The 11,974-nt window shown below is 62.4% G+C and carries 9 protein-coding genes; 8 read left to right on the top strand and 1 reads right to left on the bottom strand.

Annotated features, from left to right (window positions below; genetic code table 11):
• Window positions 1-212: 212 nt before the first annotated feature.
• Window positions 213-593 (bottom strand): type II secretion system minor pseudopilin GspI, encoded by a 381-nt coding sequence (gene gspI, locus OK411_RS16430; RefSeq protein ID WP_264365371.1) that lies wholly within the window; start codon window positions 591-593, stop codon window positions 213-215.
• A gap of 148 nt (window positions 594-741) precedes the next feature.
• Between gspI and gspG the strand changes: the two genes are divergently transcribed.
• From gspG to OK411_RS16390, 8 genes are all read left to right on the top strand, one after another.
• The gene (gene gspG / locus OK411_RS16425; RefSeq protein WP_056789534.1) at window positions 742-1,200 is read left to right on the top strand and encodes a type II secretion system major pseudopilin GspG; all 459 of its coding nucleotides are present in this window, start codon (window positions 742-744) and stop codon (window positions 1,198-1,200) included.
• Between the two features lie 47 nt (window positions 1,201-1,247).
• On the top strand, window positions 1,248-2,168 hold the full coding sequence (gene gspK / locus OK411_RS16420; protein ID WP_136492551.1) for a type II secretion system minor pseudopilin GspK: 921 nt from the start codon (window positions 1,248-1,250) through the stop codon (window positions 2,166-2,168).
• Window positions 2,165-3,286 carry a type II secretion system protein GspL gene (gspL, locus tag OK411_RS16415; protein WP_264365370.1) on the top strand — a complete coding sequence of 374 codons (1,122 nt, stop codon included), beginning with the start codon at window positions 2,165-2,167 and terminating at the stop codon, window positions 3,284-3,286. Before gspK ends, gspL begins: the two co-directional genes overlap by 4 nt.
• Window positions 3,279-3,827: a type II secretion system protein M gene (locus tag OK411_RS16410; protein WP_264365369.1), complete on the top strand. Its 549-nt coding sequence runs from the start codon at window positions 3,279-3,281 to the stop codon at window positions 3,825-3,827. Before gspL ends, OK411_RS16410 begins: the two co-directional genes overlap by 8 nt.
• On the top strand, window positions 3,824-6,205 hold the full coding sequence (gspD, locus tag OK411_RS16405) for a type II secretion system secretin GspD (protein WP_264365368.1): 2,382 nt from the start codon (window positions 3,824-3,826) through the stop codon (window positions 6,203-6,205). Before OK411_RS16410 ends, gspD begins: the two co-directional genes overlap by 4 nt.
• Window positions 6,206-7,736: 1,531 nt before the next feature.
• Window positions 7,737-9,143, top strand: coding sequence for a type II secretion system ATPase GspE (gene gspE / locus OK411_RS16400; RefSeq protein ID WP_264365367.1), 1,407 nt, complete (start codon window positions 7,737-7,739; stop codon window positions 9,141-9,143).
• Window positions 9,143-10,354 (top strand): type II secretion system inner membrane protein GspF, encoded by a 1,212-nt coding sequence (gene gspF / locus OK411_RS16395; RefSeq protein WP_264365366.1) that lies wholly within the window; start codon window positions 9,143-9,145, stop codon window positions 10,352-10,354. The genes gspE and gspF overlap by 1 nt, the downstream gene beginning before the upstream one ends.
• A gap of 437 nt (window positions 10,355-10,791) precedes the next feature.
• Entirely contained in the window at window positions 10,792-11,895 is a 1,104-nt protein-coding gene (locus tag OK411_RS16390) for a substrate-binding domain-containing protein (RefSeq protein WP_130886952.1), read from the top strand.
• The last annotated feature ends 79 nt before the right edge of the window (window positions 11,896-11,974 follow it).

Below are 11,974 nucleotides of genomic sequence, written 5' to 3'. Positions count from 1 at the left end.
TTTGATGGAGAAGGAGGGTATTCCTGCGCATTTGATCCTGCTGATCAAGAACTGGCGAAGGAAGCCCCTCCCGCGAGAAGCAAGCGCTACTGGCCCGACGGAACCCTGGAACAGGAGCCGTGCCTTACGGGGCAATCTGTCGAGAGCATTGCGCACGAGTGACGTTGCCTTGCCGCTACGACTGGCGAGAGCGGGTGAGTTACTGCCGTCATTCAATTTTCTAGGGATCGGGACAACAGGGTCTCCAGCCGTGCCAGCGGCGGCGCATCCTGGCTGCGGTCGAATACCTGCACATTCACTTTGAGCAACCGTCCATTCTCTGCGCTGGCGATCACCTGTTCGCAGCGCAACAACAATCTTCCTTGATCACATTCAACAGCCTTCATCCCATTCGGCAATCGCCCCTCCAACCGCAGCTCAGCCATCCGGCTCTGCACGGCAATCAGCGCGATCGATCGATCCCGCAACAGCCCATTACTCTGCGTCATCAACCCCGCCACTCGCACGGCGGCGGACATGGCGACGGCGATGATCGCCAGTGCCACCAGCACTTCAATCAGGGTGAAACCTTCCTCTCGCGTTCGCGCGCGCATACGTGGCCCAAAAGCAAAACCCAGCCCTCGACGCTAACCCCCGTCCTTGACGGCTTGACGACGGAAACACCCGAGGATTTTCAACATCCCTGACATATCTTCTTGCAACACTGCGCGTCGAATTCGGATCAAGCCAGGGAATGTCGAGATGGATATCGCACCTTTGAAAACGCTCAGTCAGTCGCCGCGCATGCCGCGTGGGCAGCAGGGTTTTACCTTGATTGAGATCATGGTGGTGGTGGTGATTCTGGGGATTCTGGCGGCGATGGTGGTGCCCAAGGTGCTTGACCGGCCGGATCAGGCGCGGGCGACGGCGGCGAAGCAGGATATTGGTGGGTTGATGCAGGCGTTGAAGTTGTATCGCCTCGATCACGGCACGTATCCGAGCATGAATCAGGGGCTGAAGGTGTTGGTCGAGCGGCCGGCGGATGCGAAGAACAGCAACTGGCGTTCGTATCTGGAGCGTTTGCCGAATGACCCGTGGGGCCGGCCTTATCAGTACCTCAACCCGGGCGCGAATGGTGAGGTCGATATCTTTTCCCTCGGCGCCGATGGCCAGCCTGACGGCGATGGCGTGAATGCCGATATCGGTTCCTGGCAGTTGTAAGGCCGGCCGTGAACACAGGTTCGCTCAACGGGGCGAAGCAACGGGGCATGGCGATTATCAGCGCGTTGTTGATCGCCGCCGTGGTGGCGGTGATTGCGGCGGGGATGTTGACGCGGCAGAGCGTGGCGACCCGGGCGCTGGAGGCCGATCAGCAGCGGGTGCAGGGGCGTTGGCTGGCGCAGGGTGGTCTGGAGATCAGCCGGCAGTTGCTCTGGGACGCGCGCCTGCGTGATCCGTTGACCCGGCGTGATCAGCCTTGGGCGCAGCCGTTGCTGGCGGCGGGTTTTGCCGGGCGGCTGGAGGACGAGCAGGGCAAGTTCAACCTGCGCAATCTGGTCGCCAATGAGCGCATCGATGAGGCGCAGGTGCAGGCGTTTGAGCGTTTGTGCGAGCTGATTGGTGTGAGCGCCGTTGTCGGGCAGCGCATTCGTCAGCGGGTGATTGCCGGGTATCCGCATCTGCTGAATGCGCAGATTGGCGCGACGGGCAAAGCAGGTTTCGACAGCGGCCGAGCGACTTCGCCCGATGCCGATCACAAACCGCCACCGCCGAAGGTGCCGATGCTGCGCACACTCGATGACTTGCGCAGCGTCGAAGGCGTGACCGATGCGCTGATCGGCCAACTGGCGCTGTACGTGACGGTGATTCCGGCGACGACGTGGATTAACGGCAACACCGCGACGGCGCAGGTGCTGGCGGCGTATGTGCCGGGGCTTTCGCTGGAGCGGGCGACGGCGTTGATTGCCGAGCGTGACGCCGGGCGCTGGTTTATCAATCGCGGGGATTTCGTGAACCGCTTGCGCATGCCGCAGCTGGAAATGAGCAGCGTCAAGGTCGGTATCACCAGTGACTGGTTTCGTTTGCGCGGTGAAGCGCGGCGTGATCAGCGCCGGGTCAGCCTCGACGCTTTGCTGCACCGCAGCGAAGATCGCCTGCCGCAGGTGATCTGGTCGCGGGTGGGCGCATGAGTCAGTTGCGCGTCGGGTTGCCGCCGCTGGCGGAGCTGGAGTTGCACAGCGAAGTGAGCTGCGCCTGGCTGGATCGTCAGGGGCAGGTCAGTCGTGAGGAACGGCTCACTTTGAGTCAGTTGGGGCAACGGCCGAAGCAACCACCGCTGCTGTGTTTTCTGCATCCGGCCGACAGCCTGCTCGCCAGCATTGATCTGCCGCCGCTGCCCGCGAACAAAACGGCGGCCGCTGTGCAGTGCGCGGCGCAGGCATTGATGCTCGGCGACAGCACCCAGATGCATATCGGCCACAGCCCTCGCGATGCAAGCGGGCAGGTGCAGATTGCCTGGGTCTCGCGGCTGCATTTGCAGGTTCTGGCTGCGGTGCTCAAGCAAGCGGGTTTGAGTTTGCGCGGTTTGTATCCGGCGCCGTATAGCCTGCCAGTCGCGCCCGGTGTTGTCGCTTGTGTGGCGGACGGGCATTTGCTCCGGCGCGAGAGTTTGAACAGCGCGCAGGTTGAGCCGTTGCTCGGTGACGAAGTTGATGAGGCATCGTTCGCAGCTGACGCGACACAACGCTGGATCGGTCCATTGCCCGGTTGGGGTTTGCACGGGGGTCTGCAGCAAAGCGGCGGCGAGCAGCGTGGCTGGGGTCGCGCTGTCGGGTGTGTGGCTTTGGCGGTGGCCGTTTGGGTGGTCGGCCTGAATCTGTACGCAACTCGCGAAGCGCGGCAGGGCCAGCAGCTCAAGGCGCAGATGAGCCAGCGGGTGAAGCAGGCCTTCCCCGAATTGCCGGTGATTCTCAACCCGCTGCAACAGGCGCGTCAGCAATTGGAGCAGCGGCAAAAAGGCGCGGTCGATGACCCGGCGCAGAACTTCAATCGGCTGGTGTTGCAGGCCGGCACGGGCATGCCGTTCATGGCCGGCAGTGTCGAGCGCCTGAGTTACCGCGACGGCGCTTTGCAACTGGCCTTGCTCAGCGATGCAAACCGTGGCGGCAACGACAAGGACTGGCAAAGCACGTTGGCCCAGGCCGGCATCAGCGTCACTGCCGATGACGCAGGCTGGACGCTGCGCCCGAGCGATGAATCCAGCGCAAACACCAACGAAGACGACGACAGCGGAGCAGACGATGAGTAGGGCGACGCTGGCGATTTATCGTGGACGCTGGCAGCGCTTGCGCAGTCAGTTGCAGGCGCGTTGGCAGCCGTTGGCGCTGCGTGAAAAACGCATGGTCGGCGGCATGGCGCTGGTGCTTGTCGGTCTGTTGATCTGGCTGACGCTGGTCAAGCCGCCGCTGGCCAGGATCACTTTCTGGCAGAGCGAAACGCCCAAGTTGCGCGCACAAACCGAGGCGCTGGAAGTGCTGTTGCGCAGCGTCAATGTGCGGCCGCAGGGGCAAAGCGTTGGTCAGTCGCTGGAGCAAAGTCTGCAAGCGGCGGGGCTGGCCGGGCATTACCAATTACAAGCGGCGGAGGGCGGCGCGTGGCAGTTGAATGTCGACGCCGCGCCGGCCGATGCGCTGCTCGACTGGCTGCTCAGCCAGCCGTCACAACTTTCTCTGCAGGTGGTCGAGGCGCAGTTGCAACGTGCAAGCGCGGCCTCGACCGAAGTCACTGCCGGCACATTGTCAGGCACCGTTCGCATGGATCAGGCGCAGGGCGCTAAGGAAGCTTCATGAAGGAGTCACGCTGCAAACCGGCACGTCTGGCGCTGCCGTTGTTGCTGATGGCATTGAGCGCGTGCAACAGCACCACGGCCCCGCAGAATCAGCCGCCGCTGTTGGTCGACAGCGAACTCGGGCGGCCGCTGGCCAACACCCAGCGCAGCGGCGATGCGGTGGCCGATCGCGAACGGGCGCAGGCTCAGGCGCGGCCGGTGCCCAAGCAATTGCATAACATCAGTCAGCGTGGGCGCAGTGCTGGTGTTGCGCCGAGCGACACGGTTGCGCGCAATCCGTTGGGCGAGCAACCGGTGACGCTGAATTTCGTCGAGGCGGATATTCAGGCGGTGGTGCGTGCGCTGTCGCGGGCCACTGGGCAGCAGTTTCTCGTCGATCCACGGGTCAAGGGCAATCTGACGTTGGTCTCGGAAGGTCAGGTGCCGGCCCGTCAGGCCTACGACATGCTGCTCGCGGCGTTGCGCATGCAAGGCTTCAGCGTGGTCGATGTCGGCGGCGTGGCGCAGGTGGTTCCCGAGGCCGACGCGAAACTGCTCGGCGGGCCGATCTACAGCGCTGACAAACCGGCCGGCAACGGCATGCTCACGCGCACGTTTCGCCTGCAATACGAAAACGCGGTGAACCTGATCCCGGTGCTGCGCCCGATTGTCTCGCCGAACAATCCGATCAACGCTTATCCCGGCAACAACACCGTGGTCATCACCGATTACGCCGAGAACCTCACCCGCGTCGCGCAGTTGATCGAGAGCATCGACACGCCGAGCGCAATCGACACCGACGTGGTGCAGATCCAGAACGGCATCGCCGCCGACATCGCGCCGATGGTGGCCGACTTGCTCGACGCGCCGGGCAATGATCCGACGCAGAAAATCGCCGTGATCGGCGACCCACGTTCCAACACCATCATCATCCGCGCCGGCAGCCCCGAGCGTACCGAGCTGGCGCGCAACCTGATCTACAAACTCGACAACGCGCAGAGCAATCCGAGCAATCTGCATGTGGTTTATCTGCGCAACGCCCAAGCGGCGAAACTCGCCCAAGCCTTGCGCGGTTTGCTCACCGGCGAGAGTGATAGCGGCAGCAGCGACGCGGCGCGGTCGGTACTCAGCGCGATGGGCAGCAGCACCGGCGGCAATGCCGGGCAGAACGGCCAGAGCAGCACGCCGAGCACGGGCACTTCAACGACGACTGGCAGCGGCGCAAGCGGCGGCAGTTATGCGCAGGGCAGTGGCGGCGGCAGCAGCAGTGGCGGTACGCAGAGCAGCGAACAGAACGTTGCTTTCAGCGCTGGCGGGGTGACGATTCAGGCTGACGCCACCACCAACACGCTGCTGATTTCCGCACCGGAGCCGCTGTATCGCAATCTGCGTGAGGTTATCGATCTGCTCGATCAGCGCCGTGCGCAGGTGGTGATCGAGAGTCTGATTGTCGAGGTCGGCGAGGACGATGCCAGTGAATTCGGTGTGCAATGGCAGACCGGCAATCTCGGCGGCAAAGGCGTGATCGGTGGCGCTAATCTAGGTGGTGCGGGTCTCAACACGGGGGCCAAGAACAGCATCGACGTGCTGCCGCAGGGTTTGAATCTTGGCTACGTCAACGGCACGGTCGACATCCCCGGCATCGGCAAGATTCTCGATCTGAAAGTGCTGGCCCGGGCATTGAAGAGCAAGGGCGGGACCAACGTGCTGTCGACGCCGAACCTGCTGACGCTGGACAACGAAGCGGCGAGCATTTTTGTCGGCCAGACCATCCCGTTTGTCAGCGGCAGCTACGTCACCGGCGGCGGGGGCACCAGCAACAACCCGTTCCAGACCGTGACCCGCGAAGAGGTCGGCCTCAAGCTCAACGTACGCCCGCAGATTTCCGAGGGCGGCACGGTGAAGCTGGATATCTATCAGGAAGTCAGCAGCATCGATGAACGCGCGTCCAACAGCGTGACTGCGGCGGGCATCGTCACCAACAAACGGGCGATCGACACCAGCATTCTGCTCGACGATGGGCAGATCATGGTCCTCGGCGGATTGCTTCAAGATGGTTACAGCCAGAGCAATGATGCGGTGCCGTGGCTGGGCAGCCTGCCGGGCATCGGCGCGCTGTTTCGCAACGAACGCCGGGCGATCACCAAGACCAACCTGATGGTGTTCCTGCGCCCGTACATCATCCGCGACAGCGAAGCAGGGCGCAGCATCACCCTCAACCGCTACGACTTCATGCGCCGCGCCCAGGGCGGCTTGCAGCCGGAACGCAGCTGGGCGATGCCCGACATGCAGGCGCCGCAATTGCCAAGCGCCGCGCAAGGCGTGCCAGCGCCGGGGCCGACATCAGGCCCACGGGCCACGATCAAAGCCGTACCGATTGAAGGGAGCACCCGGTTTTGATTGGAATGATGATTGTGGCGAGGGGATTCATCCCCGCTCGGCTGCGCAGCAGTCGTAAAACCGGTACACGGGATTTGCCTGGAGAAATTGGTTCTCAAGGTTTGGGTCTGCTTCGCAGCCCAACGGGGATAAATCCCCTCGCCACAGGGGATCCCATTGCCACAAGGGATCTCATTGCCACGGCACTGATCGAAGGGAGCACCCGGTTTTGACTGAGGTGATGATTGTGGCGAGGGGATTCATCCCCGCTCGGCTGCGCAGCAGTCGTAAAACCGGCGCACGCGATTTGCCTATAGAAACCGGTTCTCAAGGTTTGGGTCTGCTTCGCAGCCCAACGGGGATAAATCCCCTCGCCACAGAGGTTCCCATGGCCACAGAGGATCTCATTGCCACAGGGAATCCCATTGCCACGGTACCGATTGAAGGGAGCACCCGGTTTTGATTGGAATGATGATTGTGGCGAGGGGATTCATCCCCGCTCGGCTGCGCAGCAGTCGTAAAACCGGTACACGCGATTCGCCTGTGGAAACCGGTTCTCAAGGTTTGGGTCTGCTTCGCAGCCCAACGGGGATAAATCCCCTCACCACAGGGGATCGCATTGCCACAGAGGATCGCATTGCTACAGAAGATCCCATTGCCACGGTACCGATCGAAGGGAGCACCCGGTTTTGACTGAGATGATGACTGTGGCGAGGGGATTTATCCCCGCTCGGCTGCGTAGCAGTCGTAAAACCGGTACACGGGATTTGCCTGGAGAAACCGGTTCTCAAGGTTTGGGTCTGCTGCGCAGCCCAACGGGGATAAATCCCCTCGCCACAGAGGTTCCCATTGCCAAAGGGGATCGCATTGCTACAGGGAATCCCATTGCCACGGCACCGATTGAAGGGAGCACCCGGTTTTGACTGAGATGATGATTGTGGCGAGGGGATTTATCCCCGCTCGGCTGCGCAGCAGTCGTAAAACCGGTACACGCGATTTGCCTGGAGAAACTGGTTCTCAAGGTTTGGGTCTGCTGCGCAGCCCAACGGGGATAAATCCCCTCGCCACAGAGGTTCCCATTGCCACAGGGAATCTCATTGCCACGGTACCGATTGAACGGAGCACCCGGTTTTGACTGAGATGATGACTGTGGTGAGGGGATTTATCCCCGTTCGGCTGCGCAGCAGTCGTAAAACCGGTACACGCGATCTGCCTGGAGAAATCGATTCTCAAGGTTTGGGTCTGCTGCGCAGCCCAACGGGGATAAATCCCCTCGCCACTGAGGTTCCCATTGCCACAGGGGATCGCATTGCCACGGTACCGATCGAAGGGAGCACCCGGTTTTGACTGAGATGATGATTGTGGCGAGGGGATTTATCCCCGCTCGGCTGCGCAGCAGTCGTAAACCGGGCACACGCGACTTGCCTGGAGAAACCGGTTCTAAGGTTTTGGGTCTGCTTCGCAGCCCAACGGGGATAAATCCCCTCGCCACAGGGGATCGCATTGCCACAGAGGATCTCATTGCCACGGTCGATTGCGGGGAGGATGGGCGATGAGTGCATTGCCGTACGCCTGGGCCAAGGCGCAGCGCATTCTTTTGTGCGATGGCGTGCTGACGGTGTGCCCATCGACGCCCGGCTGGTCGATCAGCGAAGTGCGTCGGCAGTTCGGTGCGACGCGGATCGAGCGGGTGCGCGATGACGAGCTCGACGGTTTGCTCGCCAGCGCTTACGCCGATACCGGCAGTGCGGCGGCGGTGGTGGGTGCTGCGGAAAACGAGGTCGATCTCGATCGGCTGATGCAGGACATGCCGGAGATCACCGACCTGCTCGACACCCAGGACGGCGCGCCGGTGATTCGCATGATCAACGCTTTGCTCACCCAGGCCGCGCGCGATGAGGCCAGCGACATTCACATCGAGCCGTTCGAAACCCATTCGGTGGTGCGCTACCGCGTCGACGGCACCCTGCGGGATGTGGTCTCGCCGCGCAAGGCGTTGCACGGTGCGCTGGTGTCGCGGATCAAGATCATGGCCCAGCTCGATATCGCCGAAAAACGCCTGCCGCAGGATGGGCGCATCGCCTTGCGTGTAGCGGGGCGGCCGATCGATATTCGGGTGTCGACGGTGCCCACCGGCCATGGCGAACGCGTGGTGATGCGCCTGCTCGACAAACAGGCCGGGCGCTTGCATCTGGAAACCTTGGGCATGGATGCGCAGGTGCTGGCCAAACTCGACCATTTGATCCGCCAGCCCCACGGCATCGTCCTGGTCACTGGGCCGACTGGTAGCGGCAAAACCACCAGCCTCTACGCGGCGCTGGCGCGGCTGGATGCCAGCACCAGCAACATCCTCACCGTGGAAGATCCGGTGGAATACGACCTGCCGGGGATCAGCCAGATTCAGGTCAACGCCAAGATCGACATGACCTTTGCCCTCGCGCTGCGGGCGATTCTGCGGCAGGACCCGGACATCATCATGATCGGCGAGATCCGCGATCTCGAGACCGCGCAAATCGCCGTGCAGGCCTCGCTCACCGGGCACTTGGTGCTGGCGACGCTGCACACCAACGACGCGGTGTCGGCGGTCAATCGCCTGATCGACATGGGCGTTGAGCCGTTCTTGCTCGCGTCATCCATGCTCGGCGTCCTCGCGCAACGTCTGGTGCGGCGCCTGTGCAATCAGTGCAAACAGGAGGATCCGGCCACGCCCGGCACCTGGCGCCCGGTCGGTTGCGCGGCGTGCAATCACACCGGTTACAGCGGCCGCACCGGCATCCACGAATTGTTCTGCATCGACGACAACATCCGCACGCTGATCCACCAAGGGGCAGGGGAGCAGGCCCTGCGCGCGGCGGCGTCGAAAGCGGGGATGTTCAGCCTGCGTGAGGACGGTGAGCGCTGGATTCGCAGCGGTGCCACCGCGCCGGAAGAAATCCTTCGCGTGACACGGGACGCCTGATGAATCGCTATCGCTTTGAAGCGGCGGATGCCACCGGGAAAATCGAGTCCGGGCACCTTGAGGCGGACAGCCAGAGCGCGGCGTTCAGTGCCTTGCGCGGACGTGGCCTGACAGCGCTGTCGGTGCACGAGGAAAGCAACGTCGCCCGACACGGTGGCGGCGGTTTGTTCAGCGCCAGACTCTCCGACAACGACCTCGCCTGGGCCACGCGGCAACTGGCGAGCCTGCTCGGTGCCAGTCTGCCATTGGAAGCAGCGTTGAGCGCGACGGTCGAGCAGGCCGAGAAAAAACACATCGCCCAGACCCTCAGCGCCGTGCGCGCCGATGTGCGCAGCGGCATGCGTCTGGCGGAATCGCTGGCGTCGCGGCCACGGGATTTTCCCGAGATTTACCGCGCGCTGATTGCCGCTGGCGAAGAGTCCGGAGATCTCGCCCAGGTGATGGAACGGTTGGCCGATTACATCGAGGAACGCAACAACCTGCGCGGCAAGATTCTTACCGCGTTCATCTATCCGGGCGTGGTGGGGCTGGTGTCGATCGGCATTGTGATTTTCCTGCTCAGCTACGTGGTGCCGCAGGTGGTCAGCGCGTTCTCTCAAGCGCGGCAGGATTTGCCGGGGTTGACCCTGGCAATGCTCACGGCCAGTGATTTCATCCGTGCGTGGGGTTGGTTGTGTGCGGCAGTGATGGCCGGGGCGTTCTGGAGTTGGCGTCTGTATTTGCGCAATCCGGCGGCGCGTTTGAGCTGGCATCACCGGGTGCTGAAGTTGCCGCTGTTCGGGCGTTTTATCTTGAGTTTGAACACCGCGCGATTCGCCTCCACCTTGGCGATCCTCGGCGGTGCCGGCGTGCCGTTGTTGCGTGCACTGGAAGCAGCGCGGCAGACCTTGTCCAACGACCGCTTGAGCCTGAGCGTCAGCGAGGCCACGGCAAAGGTGCGCGAAGGCGTCAACCTCGCCGCCGCGCTGCGCGTGGAGAATGTGTTCCCGCCGGTGCTGATTCACCTGATCGCCAGCGGCGAGAAAACCGGCTCACTGCCGCCGATGCTTGAGCGTGCGGCGCAGACGCTATCGCGGGATATCGAACGGCGGGCGATGGGCATGACCGCGTTGCTCGAGCCGCTGATGATTGTGGTGATGGGCGGGGTGGTTCTGGTGATTGTGATGGCGGTGTTGTTGCCAATTATTGAGATCAACCAGTTGGTGCAGTAGCCAAATTTGATGTTGGCCGGGCCGGCCTCTTCGCGAGCAGGCTCGCTCCCACAGGGGAACGCATTTCAACCGTGGGAGCGAGCCTGCTCGCGAAAGCGCCAGTCCCGACAACACAAAACTCAAATATTTTGCACCGGCCTGACCCTCACCCGAGTCCCGATCCCGCCATCCTCGGGTTCTCCATTCTGTCATCTGCAACCACCCGCCAACGGCTCCAGCCCGATTCAGCCAAACCCGCGATCCAGACGCGCCGCAACCCACCGCAAACACCCGAGAAATCCCCACAAAAATCCCCCCGCAGCTCCCGAGGTTTTTTCCTTTATCTGTCACCGGAAGCTGCGAATTTCTCCCTGCGGCTCCACTGCGGTGGACCCTCCCGGTGTCATGCAAGCTTTCCGAAACCTGTGTTCCAAACCAAGTTGAAAAGGAGATTCTTCATGTTCAAGCGCACTCTGATCGCCGCCTCACTGACCGTCGCCGCTCTGGCTTCCGCCCAGGCCATGGCCGTTACCGGTGGTGGTGCTTCCCTGCCTGCCGCGCTGTACAAAGGTTCTGCCAACAGCATCCTGCCCGCCAACTTCAGCTACGCCGTAACCGGTAGCGGCATTGGCAAAAGCGCTTTCCTGACCAACAACGCTGCCCAGTTCAGCACTACCGGCACCGTGCATTTCGCCGCTAGCGACTCGATCCTCAGCGCTGCGGAACTCAGCACCTACACCACCAACTTCGGTGCTTCGTACGGCCCGCTGATCCAGCTGCCATCGGTGGCCACTTCGGTTGCCATTCCGTACAAAAAATCCGGTCAGACCGCGCTTAACCTGACCAGCGCTCAGTTGTGCGACGCGTTGTCGGGCACCAAGACTACCTGGGGCGCGCTGTTGGGTACCGCCGACACCACCGCAATCCGCGTGGTTTATCGCAGCACTTCGAGCGGCACCACCGAAATCCTCAGCCGTCACCTGAACTCGATCTGCCCGACCAAATTCGCCGTCAACTCCACCTTCACCAACGCTCGTCTGCCGGCCGGTTCCGCGCTGCCATCGACTTGGGTCGGCGTAGCCAACACCGCTGATGTGGCCACTGCGGTGAACGCCGTGGACGGTTCGATCGGCTATGTGGGTCCGGACGGCGTGAACGCCACCAGCAACGCTGTGGTTGCCCGCGTCAATGGCGTCCAGCCAACCAACGCTAACGTGACGCTGGCGCTGAGCACTGCACCGGTGCCAAGCGCACCTGCCAACCCGGCTGGCTGGGCCCCGGTCGTGCCTAACCCGGCAAGCGGTTACCCGATTGTGGCTTACACCAACTTCATCTTCGGCCAGTGCTACAAAGATGCAGCCGTGGCCACCGCCGTGCGCAACTTCCTGACCACCCACTACAGCAACCCGGGCAACAACGTCGCCACCGTCGCCCACAGCTTCACGCCGGTTCCCAACAACTGGAAAACCGCTGTGACCGCCAACTTCATCACCAACACCTCGGGCAATAACCTGGACATCAACAACGCCAACGCCTGCAACGGCATTGGTCGTCCTTTGTAAGCCTTGTCTCAACTGCAATGAAACGGCAGCAGCCTTCGGGCTGCTGTTTTTTTTTGCCGATTTACTCCTCGAACATGAA

It is taken from the genome of Pseudomonas sp. RG1 (genome assembly GCF_025910115.1).
GTDB lineage: Bacteria > Pseudomonadota > Gammaproteobacteria > Pseudomonadales > Pseudomonadaceae > Aquipseudomonas > Aquipseudomonas atacamensis.
The sequence above is the reverse complement of the archived record's forward strand: the minus strand, read 5'-3'. Positions and strand labels throughout refer to the sequence as shown.

Excerpts from the sequence above, each read along its gene's own strand:
- gspK (WP_136492551.1), top strand. The coding sequence starts at position 1,248 with ATGGCGATTATCAGCGCGTTGTTGATCGCCGCCGTGGTGGCGGTGATT.
- OK411_RS16390 (WP_130886952.1), top strand. The coding sequence starts at position 10,792 with ATGTTCAAGCGCACTCTGATCGCCGCCTCACTGACCGTCGCCGCTCTG.
- gspF (WP_264365366.1), top strand. The coding sequence starts at position 9,143 with ATGAATCGCTATCGCTTTGAAGCGGCGGATGCCACCGGGAAAATCGAG.
- gspL (WP_264365370.1), top strand. The coding sequence starts at position 2,165 with ATGAGTCAGTTGCGCGTCGGGTTGCCGCCGCTGGCGGAGCTGGAGTTG.
- gspI (WP_264365371.1), bottom strand. The coding sequence starts at position 593 with ATGCGCGCGCGAACGCGAGAGGAAGGTTTCACCCTGATTGAAGTGCTG.
- gspG (WP_056789534.1), top strand. The coding sequence starts at position 742 with ATGGATATCGCACCTTTGAAAACGCTCAGTCAGTCGCCGCGCATGCCG.
- gspD (WP_264365368.1), top strand. The coding sequence starts at position 3,824 with ATGAAGGAGTCACGCTGCAAACCGGCACGTCTGGCGCTGCCGTTGTTG.
- gspE (WP_264365367.1), top strand. The coding sequence starts at position 7,737 with ATGAGTGCATTGCCGTACGCCTGGGCCAAGGCGCAGCGCATTCTTTTG.
- OK411_RS16410 (WP_264365369.1), top strand. The coding sequence starts at position 3,279 with ATGAGTAGGGCGACGCTGGCGATTTATCGTGGACGCTGGCAGCGCTTG.